Source organism: Paenibacillus apis (genome assembly GCF_018333295.1).
In the GTDB taxonomy this organism is placed as follows: domain Bacteria; phylum Bacillota; class Bacilli; order Paenibacillales; family Paenibacillaceae; genus Fontibacillus; species Fontibacillus antibioticophila.
This window is the reverse complement of record NZ_BORS01000021.1, coordinates 15,973-33,200: the sequence shown is the minus strand read 5'-3', so window position 1 is coordinate 33,200 and position 17,228 is coordinate 15,973. Positions and strand designations below refer to the sequence as shown.

At 48.3% G+C, this 17,228-nt stretch carries 16 protein-coding genes; 11 read left to right on the top strand and 5 right to left on the bottom strand.

Features of this window, described 5'->3' with window-relative positions; all coding sequences use genetic code 11:
- Nucleotides 1-121: 121 nt before the first annotated feature.
- The 9 genes from KI362_RS22365 (at nt 122) to KI362_RS22325 (ending at nt 8,900) form a co-directional block, all read left to right on the top strand.
- Nucleotides 122-1,198, top strand: a complete 1,077-nt coding sequence (locus tag KI362_RS22365) for an AI-2E family transporter (RefSeq protein ID WP_301630607.1) — start codon at nt 122-124, stop codon at nt 1,196-1,198.
- A gap of 284 nt (nt 1,199-1,482) precedes the next feature.
- Nucleotides 1,483-1,899 (top strand): NAD(+)--rifampin ADP-ribosyltransferase, encoded by a 417-nt coding sequence (gene arr, locus KI362_RS22360; RefSeq protein ID WP_212939735.1) that lies wholly within the window; start codon nt 1,483-1,485, stop codon nt 1,897-1,899.
- 103 nt (nt 1,900-2,002) lie between these two features.
- A complete protein-coding gene (locus KI362_RS22355) occupies nt 2,003-2,263 on the top strand; it encodes a hypothetical protein (RefSeq protein ID WP_301630606.1) in 261 nt (86 codons plus the stop codon).
- Nucleotides 2,264-2,302: 39 nt separating this feature from the next.
- Nucleotides 2,303-2,908: a DUF1349 domain-containing protein gene (locus tag KI362_RS22350; RefSeq protein WP_301630605.1), complete on the top strand. Its 606-nt coding sequence runs from the start codon at nt 2,303-2,305 to the stop codon at nt 2,906-2,908.
- Nucleotides 2,909-3,334: 426 nt separating this feature from the next.
- A complete protein-coding gene (locus KI362_RS22345; protein WP_301630604.1) occupies nt 3,335-4,249 on the top strand; it encodes a tyrosine-type recombinase/integrase in 915 nt (304 codons plus the stop codon).
- Nucleotides 4,250-4,294: 45 nt separating this feature from the next.
- Nucleotides 4,295-4,996, top strand: a complete 702-nt coding sequence (locus KI362_RS22340) for a response regulator transcription factor (RefSeq protein ID WP_301630603.1) — start codon at nt 4,295-4,297, stop codon at nt 4,994-4,996.
- Nucleotides 4,993-5,979, top strand: coding sequence for a sensor histidine kinase (locus KI362_RS22335; protein ID WP_301630602.1), 987 nt, complete (start codon nt 4,993-4,995; stop codon nt 5,977-5,979). Before KI362_RS22340 ends, KI362_RS22335 begins: the two co-directional genes overlap by 4 nt.
- Nucleotides 5,980-6,205: 226 nt before the next feature.
- Nucleotides 6,206-6,976: an ABC transporter ATP-binding protein gene (locus KI362_RS22330; protein ID WP_301630601.1), complete on the top strand. Its 771-nt coding sequence runs from the start codon at nt 6,206-6,208 to the stop codon at nt 6,974-6,976.
- Entirely contained in the window at nt 6,951-8,900 is a 1,950-nt protein-coding gene (locus KI362_RS22325; protein WP_301630600.1) for an FtsX-like permease family protein, read from the top strand. Before KI362_RS22330 ends, KI362_RS22325 begins: the two co-directional genes overlap by 26 nt.
- Nucleotides 8,901-8,960: 60 nt before the next feature.
- On the opposite strand, the gene KI362_RS22320 is transcribed toward KI362_RS22325, so the two are convergent.
- The 5 genes from KI362_RS22320 to KI362_RS22300 all read right to left on the bottom strand — a co-directional run bounded on the left by KI362_RS22320 (nt 8,961) and on the right by KI362_RS22300 (nt 15,156).
- A complete protein-coding gene (locus KI362_RS22320) occupies nt 8,961-10,730 on the bottom strand; it encodes an ABC transporter ATP-binding protein (protein WP_301630599.1) in 1,770 nt (589 codons plus the stop codon).
- Nucleotides 10,730-12,481, bottom strand: coding sequence for an ABC transporter ATP-binding protein (locus tag KI362_RS22315; protein ID WP_301630598.1), 1,752 nt, complete (start codon nt 12,479-12,481; stop codon nt 10,730-10,732). The genes KI362_RS22320 and KI362_RS22315 overlap by 1 nt, the downstream gene beginning before the upstream one ends.
- 124 nt (nt 12,482-12,605) lie before the next feature.
- Nucleotides 12,606-13,661, bottom strand: coding sequence for a sensor histidine kinase (locus KI362_RS22310; RefSeq protein WP_301630597.1), 1,056 nt, complete (start codon nt 13,659-13,661; stop codon nt 12,606-12,608).
- Nucleotides 13,654-14,331: a response regulator transcription factor gene (locus KI362_RS22305; RefSeq protein WP_301630596.1), complete on the bottom strand. Its 678-nt coding sequence runs from the start codon at nt 14,329-14,331 to the stop codon at nt 13,654-13,656. The genes KI362_RS22310 and KI362_RS22305 overlap by 8 nt, the downstream gene beginning before the upstream one ends.
- A 57-nt stretch (nt 14,332-14,388) precedes the next feature.
- Nucleotides 14,389-15,156, bottom strand: coding sequence for a TetR/AcrR family transcriptional regulator (locus tag KI362_RS22300; RefSeq protein ID WP_301630595.1), 768 nt, complete (start codon nt 15,154-15,156; stop codon nt 14,389-14,391).
- 205 nt (nt 15,157-15,361) lie between these two features.
- On the opposite strand from KI362_RS22300, the gene KI362_RS22295 reads away from it, so the two are divergent.
- Nucleotides 15,362-16,342: an ATP-binding cassette domain-containing protein gene (locus KI362_RS22295; protein WP_301630594.1), complete on the top strand. Its 981-nt coding sequence runs from the start codon at nt 15,362-15,364 to the stop codon at nt 16,340-16,342.
- Nucleotides 16,339-17,175: an ABC transporter permease gene (locus tag KI362_RS22290; RefSeq protein WP_301630593.1), complete on the top strand. Its 837-nt coding sequence runs from the start codon at nt 16,339-16,341 to the stop codon at nt 17,173-17,175. The genes KI362_RS22295 and KI362_RS22290 overlap by 4 nt, the downstream gene beginning before the upstream one ends.
- Nucleotides 17,176-17,228: the final 53 nt, after the last annotated feature.

Below are 17,228 nucleotides of genomic sequence, written 5' to 3'. Positions count from 1 at the left end.
CGAGGCAAAATGCAATTCCCAGCTTGCATTCGCTTGCCAATATAAGTAACATCACTTTATGGGGTATTTAGAGAGAATATTTTTGAGACCCGAAATATGCGGATTCGGAGGAAACCAGTTGTTGATTAAAAACAAATCCATTCTATTCAGTTTATTTGTCGCTCTGCTGCTGCTCATCATTTATTTAGGCTCCAAAGTAAGCTTCATTTTTCAACCTTTCCTGTTATTATTTCAAGCCGTTGCCATTCCATTATTATTGTCGATGTTCTTGTATTATCTGTTAAGACCGGTCGTCAAGTATATGGAGCAGCATAAAATCAAACGAACGCCTGCGATTCTGATCATTTATGTCGTGTTTACTATCATATTACTTTGGTTCATCTTGAGTCAGTGGCCAAAGCTAACGGATCAAATGGTCAGCTTGGTGAACGGGTTCCCTGATATTCTGGCAGATGTTAAATTCCAGCTTAGCCAGCTGGAGAATAACGAATGGGTGGCCTCTGTGTTCCCGTCGGATAACAATATCGTCGCTACCATTACTGAGTTTTTGAATAAAGGATTCTCGTCGATTACGAATTATGTGGGGAAATTTTTCTCCTTTGTCTCCAACTTTGCGATTATCCTGTTCACGACACCGATTCTTCTGTTTTATATGCTGAAGGAAGGGGAAAAGCTGGGGCGCAAAGCGGTTCGCGCAACCCCTGTACGCTTCAAACGCGACATGCTCAGTATAATTACGGATATCGACAAGATGCTGAGCGGATTTATCGTAGGCAGAGTGCTCGTTAACCTCGCCTTGGGCGTGTTGATGTACATTGGATTTCTCATCATCGGACTGCCCTATGCCTTCCTGTTAACTGCGGTGGCTGTCATTGCTAACTTTATTCCCGTGATCGGAGCGATCTTGTCCTCCGTTCCGATCATTATCGTGGGCCTGACCCAATCACCTGCTACGGCGGTGTGGGCCCTTATCATCATTCTTGCAGCTCAACAGGTTCAGGATAATCTGATTGCTCCGTATGTATTTGGCAAGAGCATGGACATCCATCCGTTAACTACCATCATCCTGGTGCTTGGAGCGGGGAACATTAGCGGGATCGTGGGCATGATTATTATCATTCCCGTGTACATGATCCTAAAAATTATTGTTGTTCGTGTATTTCAGATCTTCTTCAAGCGGAAATGGCAGCGTTTGTAAACTTATTAATTGATGAATTTCGAATACATGCATCGGAAAATGTCACACCTTATATAGAGTAAACTAAAAGGATAGATGAACAGGAGGAGAGTCCCTGTTACATCTATCCTTTTTTGTATTTACAGATGACATTATTATTTCAGTACAACAATACAAAACCCAATGTCAGTATTATTCTCTCTACTTAGAGTATACTATAATTTGTAAATTAATTATAGACTATTCATTTGTAGAATTCCCATACTATACTGTTAGATACAAATCAAAAAGAGAGGTGTACCATTATGAATGACAATAAAGAAGTCCTGGATAGAGGTCCTTTTTTTCATGGTACTAAAGTAGAGCTAAAAATTGGAGATTTATTAGAACCACAGCACTTATCCAATTACCAAGACAAAAAATCCAACCATATATATTTTACTGCAACCTTAGATGCTGCTAAATGGGGTGCTGAATTAGCAAGATCTGAATCAAAAGAAAGAATTTATATTGTCGAACCATTAGGTGATTTTGAAAATGATCCGAACTTGACTGACAAAAGATTTCCTGGTAATCCAACACGATCTTACAGGTCTAAATCTCCCTTGAAAATAATAGCTGAATTAAGTTCATGGGAAAGGCACTCCGAGGAAGAAATAAATCATATGCTTACATCTTTAAAAAAGCTAAGTGAAGAAGGAAAAAATGTAATCTACGACTAATCACTATCGAGCGTTGGCGGAGAGAGATGCGTTAACATTCCCAATTACGTAATGTTGATGTAAAGACTGGAGCTTGTTCAGCCATAATTATGGAAGGTGGCTGATGGGTTTTGGTACAGTCGGTCTATACGGCAACTATCTGGCTGGCCGACTTGTTGACCGTCACGCCGTCAAGGCTAACGTTTTGTTCTGCCTTCTGATGGCTGTGGGCGCGGCAAGTGCAGTTCTGTTCGTCGGACACCCTGCGATGTTCATAGCTGCACTGGCAATATGGGGCATTGCGCATACAGCGCTTTTCCCGCTTAGCCAGGCCCGGGTTATCAAGGCTGCAAACGAAGGAAAAGCACTGGCGGGTACGTTCTAAGCATAATCAGCATTTTATTTCACTAAGGAGGACAAAAAAATGACCATTAAGAAAATGGACTGGAGTGCAGGGGAATGGCTGAATAAGCCGCAATCCGCCCAAAAAGAAGGGGATTTCTATAAGGTTATGCCTGAGAAGGGAAGAGACTTCTGGAAAAAAACCTTATATGGCTTCGAATATGAAGATGGCTCCGCTTTGTTGGCGAATTGGGATAACAATACAGCCGTGGAAGTATCCTTTCTACTCTCGTCATTCACAGAATTGTATGATCAGGCAGGGATTTTGTTATATCATGGCCCCGGGCAATGGATTAAAACCGGGGTTGAAGTCAATGACGGTATTCCTCAGCTTTCCGCAGTTGTAACCGATGGTTACTCTGACTGGTCGCTTGCTGCCGTACCGGAGTGGTTTGGAGAAGAAGTTACTCTTCGCGCTTCAATTATTAAGGATGCCGTGATTATCCGCGCACGGACACAGCACCATGCTTGGCGTACCATACGTGTAGCACGTTTTCCCTACCCAACAGGGAATCAGGCAGGCCCTTATACCACCTCTCCGACTCGAGAGGGATTTGAGGTTACCTTTACTCGCTGGGACTTTACGAGTCCCGACCAAGATCTTCATACCGATCCTACTGGAGAATAAATAAACAGGCATCAGAGTATGATATGTCTCTATCTGCTATATAGTTGCTCTCTTCGCGGATCAGTTCCAGCGAGACACGTTGATGTATCAATTAATTAATGATGACGAGGCCAGGGGAATAGAGAAGCAACAAGAGCGGCGGAATAATGCCGCTCCTTTGTGTCTAATGACCGTTCGCCTCCATCAGCAACGCCTTCAAAATTCGGTGAGCCTGCCACTGACGTTCGCCCTGCTGTAAAAGCAGCAGCACACTCTCATAACCAGGGGCAATTGTTACATACCCAGTATGATTTCATTGACTACTAGGAGTACAAAGGACTAAGAGGTCTGATGAAGTTCTTATCTGGAAGGACAATAGAACTGTGCTATACTAAGTACGCCAAACACGTATTTTGCGCACTTTTGATTTTAAAGCGAGGGATAGCATTGAACACCAAGTATGACATCGAAGACATGTATGCCGAGCAGATCCAGGCCTTCCAGGTATGGATGAAGCAATCCGGTTACACGGAGGCCACACGGAAAGAGTATTTGAGAGAGGTCTATGATTATTTGAGTTCATTAGATGAAGCACCTGTGCAGCAAGCTGGCAAGCTGAATGTGGTCAGCTTTCTCGTGTCGAAGCAAGAGAAGGCGGGGGATCGGACACGCAACCGGACGTTGTCTGCAATCCGTTCGTTCTATGCTTCCTTGATTGATTTTGAGCTGGCCACGCGGAACCCGGCTATGGAAGTGAAGAAATCGAAGACAGAGAAGAATAAGAATCCGGTCTATCTCGAGGAGCAGGATCTGCAAAAGGTGCTGCACTATGTGGGCGGGCGGTTTCTTGAACGGAATCTGGCCATTTTTCTGCTTATGGGCTATTGCGGGCTGCGGGTGGGAGAGGTTCATCGGATGAATATCTCTCATTTCAAAAAGGAGAGGGGAGCTCTTGAGGTGCTTGGCAAGGGAAGAAAGTGGAATGAGATTCCGCTGCCGGCGATGGTAACGGAGGTACTGATGCGAGCCGCTGAGGAGCGAATTTCTCCCTTTAGCGCCAAAGAAGAAGCCTTTTTCGTATCCCAAAAGGGGAGAAGGCTGTCCATCCGCCAGATTCAGAAGATTGCGGCACAGGTGTTTGAGGCCTATAAGCTGGATCACCCGCATTTGACGGACATGAAGCTGTCCTGCCATAAATTACGTCATTCCTTCGCAACACTGCTGCTGAATAACAATGTAGATATCCGTGTCGTCAAGGAACTGATGGGCCATGCATCCATTGAGACGACGATGATCTACACGCATATCAATGATGAACAGAAGCGAAATGCTATGTCCGCGATTAAAGTGCCGAAAATCTAAAGAAGGGCAAAGCTCTTTCTACTTGAATCAAAAGGAGCTGGACTGATGCACAAAATATTTATCGTCGAGGATGATAGCAAAATCTCCAACCTGCTGCACTCGTACATGTCCAAATATGGATTCGAAGCGAGGGAGGCAGCCGATTTCAATCAGGTGCTGGAGGAGTTTCGGCAATATGGAGCGGATCTGGTGCTGCTCGATATAAACCTGCCCAAGTATGACGGCTTCTACTGGTGCCGGCAAATCCGCACACATTCGAATTGCCCGATTCTTTTTATATCTGCTCGGGACAATCAGATGGATCAAGTCATGGCGCTTGAGAACGGAGCGGATGATTACATAACCAAGCCGTTCCATTATGAGGTTGTCATGGCCAAAATAAAAAGTCAGTTGCGCAGAGCGTACGGTGCCTACGCTTCAAGCCAGGTAGAGAGGAAGCTGGAGTCCGGCGAGCTGATTCTGTACCCCGAGCGCTACATCGTAAGCTATGCGGGCCAAGGAACCGAGTTGACTGTGAAAGAAAGCCAGCTGCTGGAGGCGCTTATGCTGAAGGAGGGCAGAGCAGTGAGCAGGGAGAAGCTGCTCGATCTGATGTGGGAGGATCATCATTTTATCGATGACAATACCTTAAATGTGTACATTACAAGGCTGCGCAAAAAACTGAAGGAGCTTGGCTCGGAGGATCGGGTTGAAACAGTCCGAGGAGTGGGCTACAAGCTTGTATTAAGGCGGGGAGACCTGCAATGAAGCTGTTTTGGAAGGAACATGTGCCCCTGATGCTGTTCTATTCGGTTCAAGTTGCATTAGTCCCTATCCTTTATTGGCTTACCGGAGAGGGACGGCCGTTTGCGATCGTCTTATACGGTGTCCTTTTAAGCACAGTTGTGCTTGTATTATACATGGTTTTTCGCTATTGCCAGCACCGGAAGCTGTATCTACGCTTGGAAGAACCGCTTGCCGCGGAGGAAGAGCTGCTCCAGCCGATGGATGAGGCGCCGCTGTCCAATGCGGTTCATGAGCTCCTTCGCAGCTATGACAGGCATTTCAGGGACCAGCTCCGACAACAACAAAGCGGAAACGAGCAGCACCTCGTATTCATGAACCGTTGGGTGCATCAGATGAAAACGCCGATTTCCGTTATCCAACTGCTTCTGGAGGAACTGGAGGAGCCGGCAGCCGACAGCATTCAGGAGGAACTGGATCGGTTGAGCAAAGGGCTGGAGATGGTTTTGTATACCGCCAGGCTCGACCGGTTCGAGCATGATTTCTCAGTTCAACCTGTGGAACTGCTTCAGATCGTCAATCAGGTTGTAGCCGGCAACCGCAGACTGTTTATAAGCAAGGGAATTACTCCATCACTCCAAATCAGAAAGGGTTTGAAGGTATACACTGATGCGAAATGGCTGCGATTTTCGTTGGATCAAATTGTGGTTAATGCTTTGAAATACACCGTCGGGACAGATAAACAGATTTCAATTTCAGCGGAGGAGCAGGGCGATTGCTGTAAACTGACCGTACAGGATCAAGGTATCGGAATTGAAAGAGAGGATTTGAACCGCGTGTTTCATCCTTACTATACAGGGGAACACGGGAGACAATATCAGGAATCTACCGGAATGGGCTTGTATTTGGTTAAAGAGGTGTGCGAGCTGCTCGGACACGAGGTTATGCTGCAATCAGAGCCGGGATCCGGTACAAGGGTAACTCTGCTGTTTAAGCATCGTACATAGTTTAGGCAGGTAAAGAAGTGCGGAAGCCTTGATTGCTCCTGCACTTCTTTTCTGTCTGATGAGTGGAATACAAATGATTTTTCGGCTAATCACCGAACGTAAGGCGAACATAAGCTTAACGGTGATGTAAGCTGTAGTTAAGGTAAATCGATAGTTCCTATTCCTCCGATAAGGTAGATTAATAGAGTAGGGACCAATGAACCTTTTCTTGAAAGGAATGAGAAGTATGAGTATTTTGCAAGTGAAGGCACTTAATAAAGTATACCCGGGAAAAGTTGTGACACATGCTTTAACGGATATCCATCTAACTATCGAGCAAGGGGAGTTTGTAGGTATTATGGGGCCGTCAGGCAGCGGAAAAACAACACTGCTTCACATGGTTTCCACGATTGATGAGCCTAGCTCCGGGGAGGTGCTCATTAACGGCAGCAATCCTTTTCAGCTGAGAACAAAGGAGCTGGCATTATTTCGTCGCCGGCAGCTTGGCTTTGTATTTCAGGATTTTAACCTGATGGACACCCTTACTGTTGCAGAGAATATTGTTCTTCCGCTGACACTGGACAATTATCGACTGTCGGAGATGGAAGAGAGGCTGGGGCAAATCGCCGAGCGTTTGAACATTACATCGATATTAAACAAACGGACGTATGAAATATCCGGAGGGCAGCACCAGCGGACTGCCATAGCCAGGGCGGCGATCGCTTCCCCATCGCTGCTGCTCGCGGACGAGCCCACAGGAGCGTTGGATTCAACCTCTTCGAAGGTTGTCATGGAATCGCTGGCCGACATCAATGAACAGCAGGGCACTACGCTGATGCTGGTCACTCATGATCCGGTCGCAGCCAGCTACTGCCGTCGGATTGTGTTTATTAAAGATGGGCGTTTGGCTGCGGAAATTCACCGCGGAGAAAATCGGCAAACCTTTTTTCAGAAAATCATCGATACTTTGTCGTTCTGGGGAGGGAATATGAATGAAATTTCCTCAGTTCGCGTTTAATAATGTCAGGCGCAATGGCCGTGCTTACACGGCATATTTATTAAGCAGCGCATTTATGGTGATGATTTTTTTTACGTATGCCGTTTTCATCTATCATCCTGAAATTCAGCGGGCGCCGATGGGCAAAATGACGTTAATCTGCATGCAGGTTGCCGCGTACGCGGTGTTTATTTTTGCGATCTTTTTTGTGCTCTACTCGATCAGCGCTTTTTTGAAGTCCCGCAATAAGGAGTTTGGGATTTTAATGATGCTGGGCGCACGGCCGGGACAAATTAATGGCCTGATTTTTTTGGAAAATATGATTATCGGCACAGTATCCATTGTCACCGGAATCGCCGGCGGGCTGCTGTTGTCCAAGCTGTTCTTGCTGTTCAGTACAAAAATGATCGATTTGAATGAGCTGGCCTTTTATTGGCCGGTGAAGGCAATGGTGCTGACAGCGGGCTGCTTTGTTGCTTTATTTATGGCGATATCACTATTTACGTTGCTGTTTATTCGCAAAAACCGGGTGCTGGAGCTTTTGAAGGGCAGCAGCAGGCCGAAGCGGGAGCCGAAAGCTTCGATTTGGCTTTCCGTATTGGGCGTGGTTTTGCTGAGTATTGGTTTTGTGGTCCTTAGCAAGGACACTCTATCTCCGAAAGTCCTGATGACCGCCGCTTTTTCCGGCATTTTCGGCACATACCTCTTTTACTCCCAGCTGTCAGTTCTCCTCATTCGTTTGCTCAAACGAAATCGAAAACGTGTATGGCACGGCACTAATTTGCTGTGGATTTCCGAGATCAGCTATAAGCTGAAGGATCATGCCAGAATGCTGTTTCTGGTGACGGTTGTTACTTCAATCGCTAGCATAAGCGCAGGTTTTGTACTGGCCGTTGATCAAGACAACAAGCAGCAGTTTATGAATAATAAATTTGCTCTCACGTATAACGTATTTCAGCCAAAGCATATCGATGAAGAACTGGCGACTATTGAGAAATTAATGCAGGAATCAGGCATCGCTTTTGAGCGATTTCGGATAGACTCTATTCTCGCGGGGCTGCAGAATTACGCTCACGACCCAACAACTGGCAGCGATGTAGAGTTTGTTCGGGTAAGTCAGTTTAATGAGCTGGCGATTTTGCTGGAGTTACCGCCGCTGGAGAATCTGCCGAAGCAAGCGGCTGTGGCGGTTTATCCGGACGCAAAACGTTTGCCCAGGCCATTAAAGTTTGAGGGAACCGAGTCCAGCATTACGATTGTACGGGAAATCAGCATACCCCAGCTGGGAGGCGTTAGTGATGCAGGGGTTATGCTCATTGTTGATGATGCTTTTTTTAACCAATTAACGGCTGATTTACATAGCAGACCAACGTATTTCTATTCTGTACCTTCCTGGGCACAGCTTCCCTCGCGGCAAGATGAGCAATCCGAGATCGGTACAAAGCTGTACACATGGAATCAGAAGCAAATGGACAAGACCCGGGGCAGTGTCGAAGGTTGTCCAAATTGTGCAAACTTTTTGACGGTTCGTTCCTCCAAGTATTGGAGCACGAAAGATACGACCTCGGTGCTTAGCTTTATTGGGGTTTTTATCACATTAATATTCTCGATTTCGACGGCAAGCTTTTTGTATTTTAAGCTTTATACGGAGCTATCCGCCGACAGCCGAACGTACCATGCACTTTCCAAGATCGGACTGAGCAGCAGTGAGATGAGCGCGGCGGCTACGAAGCAAATTGCTTCTATCTTTTTTATACCGATTCCGGTATCCACGATACAAACGCTTATGGTTTTGAAGTCTGTAATGGGATATATGAGGATCTCATATGTCTATGTCTATACGGCTACATTTACAGTGGTACTGGCTTTTCTGGTCGCCCAGACCCTCTACTTTATCATTGCGAGATCACGTTATGTCAAGGCTTTACAGAAAACGATGGTGTAAAAAAAGAACAGCACTTCGTCCAATGGACTAGGTGCTGTTCTTTTTCGAGGCAACAAGGCCTTAGGATGCCTGCTCGAACTGGCTGTTGTACAGTTCAGCATAGAAGCCGTTCCTAGCCAGCAGCTCGTCATGGCTGCCGCTCTCGAGAATATCGCCATCCTTCAGCACGAGTATTACGTCGGCATTCTTGATGGTAGAGAGGCGGTGAGCGATAACAAAGGAGGTTCTGCCCTCCATGAGCTTATCCATGGCTTGCTGGATCAGAAGCTCTGTGCGAGTATCCACCGAGCTGGTCGCTTCATCAAGGATGAGCATCGGCGCATCCTTGAGCATCGCACGGGCAATCGTGAGCTGCTGCTTCTGACCGGCTGACAGATTAACTCTGTCGTTCAGCACGGTATCGTATCCGGCGCTCAAGGTCTGGATGAAATGATGCAGGCCAACGGAGCGGCAAGCATCTTCAATTTGCTTATCGGTAACCCCTGTCTTGTTATAGACAAGATTCTCACGAATCGTGCCCTCAAACAGCCAGGTATCCTGAAGAACCATGCAGAACAGATCATGCACATTCTCTCTGGTCAGACTGCTGATCGGCTTGTCATCGATGTAGATTTCACCGCCGTTAATTTCATTAAAGCGTATGAGCAGGTTGACAAGGGTTGTTTTCCCTGCGCCTGTCGGGCCGACGATGGCGATCTTTTGACCAGGCATAACCTCGGTTGAGAAGTCCTTGATCACCGGTTTGTCCGTGTTTTCGTAAGTAAACTGTACATGGTCAAATTTCACTTTACCTACTGCGGTATCGAGACGCTCGCTCTTATGCGCTTCATTGTCCATTTCTTCCGCTTCCAGAAATTCAAAGACGCGCTTGCTGGCGGCTGAAGCCGACTGTAAGCTCTGCGCTGCCTGAGCAATCTGGGAGAGGGGTTGAGTAAAGTACCGTACATACATGATAAAGGCAACGATAACACCGAAGGATATTTTTCCGTTCATGGCCATAACCGCACCGACGACGCAGACAGCAACGAAGCCAAGGTTCCCGATAAACATCATAATCGGCATCATCAGACCGGAGAGGAACTGTGCCTTGAATGCACTGTCTTTCAGGTTGTCATTCAGGCTCTCGAATTCAGTACGCATACGATCTTCGCCATTATAAGCCTTCACGACGGTATGCCCGGTGTATACTTCTTCGACGTGACCGTTGATTTTACCTAAATACTCTTGTTGACTGAAAAAAAACTGTTGGGATTTCTTCATAATGACCGACATCAGGCCGAAACCAATCAGGGTAGCTATAATTGCAGTAACCGTCATAATTATGTTTGTCTTGAGCATCATAACAAGGGATCCGACCAGCATGGCGGCAGCTGTGACCAGCGTCCCGATGCTTTGGTTCATCGCTTGTCCAATCGTATCGACGTCGTTGGTTACCCGGGACAGAATATCGCCAGTAGTCGACTTGTTATAGTAAGAGATCGGAAGCCGATTGATCTTGTGCGAGATATCAGCTCTTAATTTCTTGGAGACGCGTTGGGTGACGATCGACATGATAATCCCTTGCATCATCGACAACAGGGTGCCAAGCGCATAAATAAATACAAGGAAGAGTCCGATCGAAGTAACTTCCTTCATATCAATGCCATTAACTAGGCCGGCGGTAATTAAATCCGTCATTTCCGAGAGCTTATCCGGCCCAAGCAGGGTCAATACAGTACCGATTGCTGCACTTAGGATGGCGATCACAATGACAGGGATATGACTTTTACAATAACGGAGAAGCTTGCCCCAGGTGTTGGATTGATTTGACTTCTCTTTGTTCTTGCTCATTATGCCAGCTCCTCCTTCGAAAGTTGTGAATAAGCAATTTCTTGGTACACATCACAGGATTCCATCAATTGTTCATGGGTTCCCATGCCTGCGATTCGTCCATCCTCCAGGACAATAATTTTGTCCGCATCCTTAATCGTACCGATCCGCTGAGCCACGATAAGCATCGTTGTTCCGCTGGATTCCTTCTTCAGCTCACTGCGCAGCTTGCGGTCTGTCTTGTAATCGAGGGCAGAGAAGGAGTCATCAAAGATCAATATTTCCGGACGACGGGCAATAGCTCTGGCAATGGATAAGCGCTGCTTTTGCCCGCCGGAGAGATTGGAACCGCCTTGGGCCACATGGGCCTCATAGCCGTCCTCCATTTTCTCAACGAATTCGGAAGCCTGCGAAGTGTATACGGCATCTACCACATCATAGACAGCATCCCGCCCGTTGTCGCCAAACGCCACATTGGAGGTTACGGTCCCGCCGAACAGAATTGCTTTTTGGGAGACATACCCCAGCTTGTTCCGGAGAGCGGCTTGTTCATATTCGTTCACGTTTACGCCGTCCACAAGGACCTCGCCCTCTGTAGCATCATAAAAGCGAGGAATCAGATTCACTACCGTACTCTTGCCGCAGCCGGTTGAGCCGATAAATGCGACCGTTTCCCCCTTTTTAGCCGTAAAGCTGATGTCCTTAATCACATAATCCTCGGCATCTGGATATTTAAAGCTGACATTTCTGAACTCAACTTCACCAACTCGTCCGACTGGGGAGGAGGTAAGTGGTCCATCAAGAAGGCTTGGCTTGGTATCGAGCACTTCATTGATTCTCTTTGCGGATACATGTGCGCGAGGCATCAGGATAAAGATCATAATCAACAGCATAAAGGCCATCACGACCTGCATTGCATAGGAGGAGAAGACGATCATATCCGAGAACAGTCCAATCTTCGCCGGAGCTGCGGCATTCTGAATCAGAATCGCACCAATCCAGTAGATGGCAAGACTTAGACCGCTCATAATCATAGAAATACTTGGCATCATCAGGGACAGGACATTGTTGGCAAACAGGTTCGTCCGGGTCAGCTCATGGTTTGCTTCACCGAATTTTTCTTCCTGGTATTCATCCGCGTTATAAGCTCGAATGACCCGAATTCCGTTCAAGTTCTCCCGCGCTACCCGGTTCAGATTATCTGTGAGCTGCTGGAGCTTCTGGAATTTCGGCAGGACCAGAGTAATAGCTATTCCGACGATCACGATCAGAACAGCAACAGCGGTTCCTGTGGCGAAGGACCACTGCCAGCTCTTGCCCGTAATTTTAAGAATCGCCCATATGGCAAGAATCGGTGCCTTGATCAGCACCTGCAAGCCAATAACAATCAGCATTTGAACTTGCGTAATGTCATTTGTGGAACGGGTGATCAAGCTTGCAGTTGAGAAGTTGTTGATTTCCTCCATAGAGAAGGATTGCACCTTATCGAACAATCTGGAACGAAGACGGGCGGAAAAATTAGCCGCAATCCTGGCCGCAATTCCAGCCGCGATAATCGAGGTTGCCAGACTGCCCAAGGCACACAGCAGCATCCAGCCGCCAGCCGTCCAGATTTCGCTCATTTCACTGTTCGGCGTTTGTACGAGCCGGGTAATATCGCTCATATAGCCGGGCATTTCGAGATCCAGCCAGACCTGTGTCGCGATGAACAGAAGGCTGATACAGATGAGCATCCATTCTTTTGGGTTTAAGTACTTAAGTATTTTTAGCATTGCTGTGACTCCTTTGCAGGTTGTTGATATGTATATTACTAGATAAAGATAAACTCAAAGTTAACTTTTCTGAAAAAAGAAAAAAGGACCTGAAAGTTACCATGCGGTACTTTCAGGTCCTGGATTACATCGAGAGGGGGAGCGTTACGGTGAAGGTTGTTCCCTGGTTCAGACTGCTGTCACAAGTAATTGTTCCTCCGTGCAGCTCAACAATTTGATGAGCAATGGAAAGCCCAAGCCCATTGCCCGCGGTGGAGTGGGAGGCATCCTGTTGATAGAACTTATCGAAGATTCTGGGAAGAGCGTCTGGACCGATGCCGGGTCCGCTGTCCTGAATCAGGATAGCAAGGCGGTCTTCTTTTTTCTTCATCTGAATCTGAATAGATCCGCCCTCGGGCGTGAATTTGATTGCATTATCCAGCAGGTTCAGCCAGACCTGATTCAGCAACTCCTTGTTGCCGGATATTTCCCGATCCTGTACATGGACATCCAGAGACAATTGCTTTTTGTCGATCTTGGCCGCCAGCAGCAGGACACATTGCCGGAGCTGTTCTCCGATATTGAAGCGATCCTTATCTGTGAGAATGTTTTGCGCTTCAATCTTCGAAAGCACCAACACATTGGAGGCGAGGGAAGCGAGCCTGGCGGATTCTTCGATCACAATGTCGAGATACTCGTCGCGCTCCTCCTTGGACAGGTCATCATGCTTCAACACCTCGGCAAAGCCCTTGATCGACACAATTGGAGTCTTGAATTCATGAGAGAAATTATTGATGAAGTCTTTACGCAGGATCTCGATGCCGCCAAGCTCCTCGGCCATTTTATTGAAGTTTTCCGAGAGTACCTTAAACTCAGGAGGCCCCTCCAGCTCAAGGCGAATCGAAAAGTCGCCTTTGGCAAGTCTTGCGGTTCCTTCGATGAAGGTTCGAATCGTCTTGACCATTTTGCGGCTGGTCATCGCCGAGATCGTCGTGCCGATAATCGCGCAGGAGATCAGCAAAACAATCGGAAGATAGACGCCGTCCTGGCCAATCTCATTATTTATTAACCCGAAGAAATGGGCTATAAAGAACAAGGTTCCGGTAATTGAGACGGTGATCAGAAAAATAAAAAAGACAGCCAGCGAGAAGTAGATTGGCAAGCTAATTCGGCTATGAAGCTTACGGCTCCATTTATTCAACGTGTCTCACCGCCTTGTAGCCTAATCCGCGAACAGATACAATTTCAAATTCCGGATACGTCTCGAACCGCTTTCGCAGCCGATTAATATGTACATTGACCGTGGTGTCGGTGCTCTCACTTTCCATCCCCCAAATCTCATCCATCAGCTGGATTCGGGTGAAGATCCGCTCCGGATAAGATAGCAGCTTGTACAGCAGATAGAATTCCTTCTGGGGGAGGGTCTGCTTCTCATCTCCACGGGTAACGGTCAGCGCATCATGGTCCAGGACTACCTTGCCTACCGTCAGTTTTCGGGCGCTTGCAATCTGGGAGCGGCGAAGCAATGCCTGAATGCGCAAAAGCATCTCCTCCGTATCCACCGGCTTGGTCATATAATCATCGGTTCCTAGCCGGAACCCTTTCTTCTTATCCTCCGGAAGCTGCTTGGCAGTGGCCATCAGAATCGGGATCTGGCTATCCGCGGTCCGAACCTCCTGCGCAAACTCATAGCCGTCCATATTCGGCATCATGATGTCCAGAATAATCAGGTCAATATGCTGTACCTCAAGCAGATGAAGCGCCCTGACCCCGTCTTCAGCTGTAAATACCTTGTATCCTTCACGCTTAAGGACCGTTTCCATTAATCTTCGCACATGCTTATCATCTTCTACGACAAGGATATGGATCATAGGGTTCCACTCCAGTTCTTTTTAAAGTTCTGATAGTGCTTTGGCATAGCCGAATGCTTACTTCGAGGATTTCTGGATCAGCGCGGCTGTACCGGCGATAATACGTTCCAGACCAAATAGATAGGCATGCTCCGGACTATAAGCGCTTTGATGCATCTCGCCTGCGGCATTGCCGACGCGAGAAGAGACGGGAAAACGGCTCCAGTCGGTTATATTATCGAGCACGGGAGACAAGGCGAGCCACCATTCGTTATCGTCCTGCCCGGAGGAGGCCTCGGTTCGTTTCATGCTGAACTGCAGCCGAGCACAGCTCTCCACATGCATGAGCAGAAGCGAGAGAGTGGAGTCCATCTCGATATCGGATAGACCGATGCCATCCAGCGCACATAATTCCAGCTCGTATTTGAGCACAATATGGGGGCCCATCACGGGTCTTCTGCCGGAGAGGTCGACAATCCAGGGATGCTTCCGGTACAATTCCCAATTCGTCTTGGCAATGGAGCGCATCGCCTCGCGCCAATCCCCTCCGCATGCTCCCCGAATATCGGTGTAGCCTTCATACAGGCCCGCCTGAGATTTGTCCAGCATCAGGTCCAGCAGTTCGGACTTGCTGGGCACGTAGGTATATAACGACATGGCGCCAACTCCAAGACGCTCTGCTACCTTGCGCATCGACAACTGCTCGATGCCGTTCTCATCGGCTATCTCCATACCGGCCAATACGATCTTCTGCACGGTTAGGCCGCTTCGGCCCGGCACAGTCTGCGAGCCCCATAGGAGACTCAAGCTACGGGTATAGTCATTTCCTGATTGATTAATAGTCATCAACGACAGAACTCCATTCCCATGATTTGATAACACCATTATACACGGGAGCATTGACAGTTAAAAGCAATAGATGTTACACTGTACCGTACACTGTACGATATTAAATCGCGGTAGAGGTTTTAAGCGCAAAACCGCGTTTCATTCTCGTACGGAAATACAAGGCCAGATGTAATACTGGCTCTTCGAAAGGGGAATGCATGCAATGGGAGCCGAGGCGTATGCTATTCAAGCACGCAATGTGAAGAAGCATTACGGAAGAACGAAAGAAGGACCGGGCCTGAATGGTCTCACACTGAACGTGCCGACAGGATGTATCTTCGGCCTGCTCGGGCCGAATGGAGCCGGGAAGACGACCGTGGTCAAAATATTGACGACGCTGCTCCGCATGGATGAAGGCAGCGCCACTGTCGCGGGGTACGATGTGAGCAAGGAGGGACATCTCGTCCGTTCAAGGATCGGGCTGGCAGGACAATACGCCGCAGTCGACGAGCAATTGACGGGCTACCAGAACCTGGAGATGTTCGGACGTCTGAATCGATTGGCGAAGAAACATGCGAGCAGACGCGCCGAGGAATTGTTGACACAATTCGATTTGACAGAAGCGGCGAGCAGGGCTGTGGGCAAATATTCAGGAGGGATGCGAAGACGGCTTGACCTTGCTGCCAGCCTGATCGTGTCGCCGGATGTGCTGTTCGTCGACGAGCCGACGACCGGTCTGGACCCTCTTGCCAGGCAAGAAGTGTGGAGAGCGATTCGCTCGCTGAAGGAGGCGGGGACGACCGTGCTGCTCACGACACAATATTTGGAGGAGGCGGATCAACTTGCAGATCTGATCTCTATTCTGAAGGATGGAAGAGTGATCAGAGAAGGCACGCCCGAGCATCTGAAGTCATCGTTCGGCGGCGACCGCTTGGAGGTAACGCTACTGAGACAAGAGGATGCCGTGGAGGCGGAACGTATTCTACGCGGAATCGGCGGAGCTTCTGTTGTCGTAGACAACTCAGCGAATCGAATTAGCGTGCCGGTAAGCGACCGCACAGGCTCGCTGCTTAAGGCGGCAAGCGCGTTCGCAGACTCGGGGCTCGAGCCTGAGGATATGGTTCTGCGAAGACCAACTTTGGATGAGGTATTCATTCATTTTACGGGTCTGAATGGCGTATCGAATAAGGAGGAATCCAGATGATTGCGATGGATCGCAAAGCGAATGCTACTCACCCTTCGGCTGCCGCACGTATCCGCTATGCCTTTACCGATGTATGGGTATTGTCGAAGCGGGAGTTGCTGCATTGGGGAGGCAATCCTTGGGGAATTATGATCGGCTGGTTATTTCCCGTCATGATGCTGCTCATGTTCGGCTACCTGTTCGGGGGAGCAATGGCGGTTCCGGGGGGAGGCTCGTACTTTGAATTTCTCATGCCTGGCATGTTCGCGATGGCGATGTTCTTCGGTGTGGAGAGCACCGTTATGGCGGTCACGACGGATGCCTCGAAGGGCGTCACGGACCGCTTTCGGTCCATGCCGATTCATGCTTCGGCCGTTCTGCTAGGCCGATGTATGGTCGATATGCTTAATTCGATCATTGGGCTGCTTGTGTTGATCATAACAGGTCTATTGCTCGGCTGGGGATGGCATGAAGGCGCAGACCATGCGCTTGCGGCGTTCGGCCTCTTGCTGCTGCTGAGATTCTCGCTCCTGTGGGTCGGCATCTTCATTGGTCTTCACGCGACGAATCCACATAACGTGTCCATGGTGCAACTGCTCGTATGGCCGGTGGGCTTCCTATCGAATGTCTTTGTCGATACGACGACGATGCCAGCCTGGCTTGGAGCCATCGCGGAGTTTAACCCGCTGTCGGCGACATCGATGGCGGCGAGGGAGCTATTCGGCAATCCAGGCCTGCGTGGCGAGAGCTGGATGTCAGAGCATGCCATGCTGCTCGCCTTAGGCTGGCCCTTATTGCTCCTGGTGATTTTCCTGCCGCTGGCGGTGCGGAGCTACAGAAGGTTAAACAGATGAGGACATGAAGAACCGTTATCGTCCATGTCATTTCTATATATTTGTGTATTTTA

Excerpts from the sequence above, each read along its gene's own strand:
- arr (WP_212939735.1), top strand. The coding sequence starts at position 1,483 with ATGAATGACAATAAAGAAGTCCTGGATAGAGGTCCTTTTTTTCATGGT.
- KI362_RS22355 (WP_301630606.1), top strand. The coding sequence starts at position 2,003 with ATGGGTTTTGGTACAGTCGGTCTATACGGCAACTATCTGGCTGGCCGA.
- KI362_RS22350 (WP_301630605.1), top strand. The coding sequence starts at position 2,303 with ATGACCATTAAGAAAATGGACTGGAGTGCAGGGGAATGGCTGAATAAG.
- KI362_RS22340 (WP_301630603.1), top strand. The coding sequence starts at position 4,295 with ATGCACAAAATATTTATCGTCGAGGATGATAGCAAAATCTCCAACCTG.
- KI362_RS22335 (WP_301630602.1), top strand. The coding sequence starts at position 4,993 with ATGAAGCTGTTTTGGAAGGAACATGTGCCCCTGATGCTGTTCTATTCG.
- KI362_RS22330 (WP_301630601.1), top strand. The coding sequence starts at position 6,206 with ATGAGTATTTTGCAAGTGAAGGCACTTAATAAAGTATACCCGGGAAAA.
- KI362_RS22325 (WP_301630600.1), top strand. The coding sequence starts at position 6,951 with ATGAAATTTCCTCAGTTCGCGTTTAATAATGTCAGGCGCAATGGCCGT.
- KI362_RS22320 (WP_301630599.1), bottom strand. The coding sequence starts at position 10,730 with ATGAGCAAGAACAAAGAGAAGTCAAATCAATCCAACACCTGGGGCAAG.
- KI362_RS22315 (WP_301630598.1), bottom strand. The coding sequence starts at position 12,481 with ATGCTAAAAATACTTAAGTACTTAAACCCAAAAGAATGGATGCTCATC.
- KI362_RS22305 (WP_301630596.1), bottom strand. The coding sequence starts at position 14,331 with ATGATCCATATCCTTGTCGTAGAAGATGATAAGCATGTGCGAAGATTA.
- KI362_RS22300 (WP_301630595.1), bottom strand. The coding sequence starts at position 15,156 with ATGACTATTAATCAATCAGGAAATGACTATACCCGTAGCTTGAGTCTC.
- KI362_RS22295 (WP_301630594.1), top strand. The coding sequence starts at position 15,362 with ATGGGAGCCGAGGCGTATGCTATTCAAGCACGCAATGTGAAGAAGCAT.
- KI362_RS22290 (WP_301630593.1), top strand. The coding sequence starts at position 16,339 with ATGATTGCGATGGATCGCAAAGCGAATGCTACTCACCCTTCGGCTGCC.